Annotated in this window: 1 protein-coding gene and 1 pseudogene; both read right to left on the reverse strand. The window is 60.0% G+C overall.

The window, feature by feature from the left end; translation table 11 throughout:
- Positions 1–51: 51 nt before the first annotated feature.
- Positions 52–933: pseudogene (gene istB, locus GGQ67_RS25015) on the reverse strand (IS21-like element ISRel3 family helper ATPase IstB).
- Positions 930–2,189 carry an IS21 family transposase gene (gene istA / locus GGQ67_RS25020; protein ID WP_183902800.1) on the reverse strand — a complete coding sequence of 420 codons (1,260 nt, stop codon included), beginning with the start codon at positions 2,187–2,189 and terminating at the stop codon, positions 930–932. The pseudogene istB and the gene istA overlap by 4 nt, the downstream one beginning before the upstream one ends.
- Between the last annotated feature and the right edge of the window lie 39 nt (positions 2,190–2,228).

Raw genomic sequence — 2,228 nt, forward strand, 5'->3', positions numbered from 1 at the left:
TGTCAATGCCGCGTGAATTTTCCTCAAAAGTGCCGAAGTAAAATTCCCCACTTATGCCGTTGTGGACGCCAGGGAGAATTGCGGACTTTTCGGTGGCCTACCGCGCGGCTTTTGAGGTGGAGCGAATGCCGGAGGCGCAATGAGAGCTTTGGAGCGAACGTGTTCCGGCATGAGTTCAGCGTGCTGGCGCAACCGATAACTTGATCCTTCGATTTGCACGACGACGGCATGATGAAGCAGTCTGTCGAGAAGTGCGGTGGCGACGACAGGGTCGCCGAAGACATCGCCCCATTCCGCGAAGCCGCGGTTTGACGTCAGGATCATGGCACCGCGTTCATATCTCGCGTTGACCAGTTGGAAGAACAGGTTGCCACCGCCCTGGACGACCGGCAGGTAGCCGATCTCGTCGACGATGAGCAGGCTCGGCCTGCAGAAGAAGCGGATGCGCTCTTGCAGCCGACCCTCCCGTTCGGAACGGGCCAGCGAGCCGATGAGGTCGGCAAGGGTCGTGAAGTAGACGCTCTTTCCGGCTTTGACCGCTTCGACACCGAGCGCCGTGGCGAGATGGCTTTTACCGGTTCCGGGCGGGCCGAGGAAATGAACGGCTTCGTGTCGTTCGACGAATCCGAGCTGGGCCAGGGTGAAGATGCGGTCCCTGTCGAGGGAAGGCTGGAAGGTGAAGTCGAAACCGGCGAGCGTCTTGATCGTCGCCAGCCTGCCCATCCGCAGCGCCGTCTTGATGCGGCTGTTCTCACGTAGGGTCAATTACTCCGACAGAAGGATGTCGATGGCTTCGAGTGCGGACAGTTCGCCATGTTCGAGGCGGCGCACGACATGGTCGAGTGCCTCCAGCGCCCGCGGCATCTTCAAGCCGACCAGGTCATGGCGAATGCGATCGATCATTGAGGGAATGGCATCAAGGGTCGCGCTCATGGGCGGTTCTCCTGTGCCAGGGCCTTGCCGACGGCATCATAGAAGGCAAGCGACCGCTGCAGCACGGTGTCGCCGGCGGGCGTGACGATAAGAGCATCATCGCGTGTTTTGAACCGGTGTTGCGGGGTGATTGTTCGTCGATGGTCGGGATGGACCCGACGCTGCTTGCGACCTTCCAGGACAGGATGCGCTGCAATGAGGGTGCCGTTCTCGAAGATGCGAACCTCGTCGGCGAGAGAATGGACTTCGACCATGCGGCTTCGCGTGGAATCCGGAACGCTGTAGGTGTTGCCGCCAACGCTGACCATGCCTTCTCGTGACACGCGACGCTCCAGCTTGAGAACGGATTTGAACGGTGCCAACGGCAATGGCCGCAAATGCTGTCGCTCCTCGGCAAAGGCTTGCATGACAACGCGCTGGGTCGTTGCGTGTTTCCTTGGATTGGCGACGGTATCGAGCCAGTGCCGGAGCTGAACGTTCATGTCATCGAGATTGCGGAACGATCGGGCCAGGAAAAAATCCTCGCGGATGTAACGGAATGGTCGCTCGACCTTGCCCTTCGTCTTGGCCCGATAAGGTTTGCAGGCCTTCGGATGGAAACCATAGTGACGGGCCAGATCGATGAGTGCACGATTGTAGATGATGCCTTCCGTCTGGCCTTCCCCGATGACGGCCGTCTTCATCCGGTCGTAAAGAACCTCGCGCGGGGCACCGCCAATGGCTTCGAAGGCGGCGATGTGGCAACGCAGGACAGTCGGCAGGTTCTGATGTATGACAAACCGCGCCCAGATGAGGCGGCTGTGCCCCAGCACCATCGAGAACAGCCAGACAATCCTTGGCGTCATCGGTTCGTCGGTGAAGACGACATGAAACTGGGCGAAATCAACCTGCGCCTGCTCACCGGGCGGCGTCTCGAAACGAACCTCATAGCCAGGGCTTGCGGTCGGGCCTACGTCCCGCAGAAAATCGGTCACGGCTGTGTAGCCACCGGTATAGCCTCGCTCCCGCAGTTCCCGAAGCAGTCGACTGCCGGTGAGCCCAGGATAGGTCTTCACCCGCTCCCGCAGATAAGACGCGAACGGGTCAATGACCGTTGTCCGCGGCTTCCTCGGACCATAGGCCGGAGCATCGAGGCCCCGTTCGATATATTTGCGCACCGTCTTGCGATCGATGCCAGTTTCTCTGGAAATAGCCGACACCGTCAGCCCCTGCTGATGCAGATCCAGGATCATGATCGTCTCCCTCAGCTTGATCACCAACATGCCCCTCCCGACCATCGGAAGGAGTATCGGCGA

This window comes from Rhizobium metallidurans (assembly GCF_014196505.1).
GTDB classification, from domain to species: domain Bacteria; phylum Pseudomonadota; class Alphaproteobacteria; order Rhizobiales; family Rhizobiaceae; genus Rhizobium; species Rhizobium metallidurans.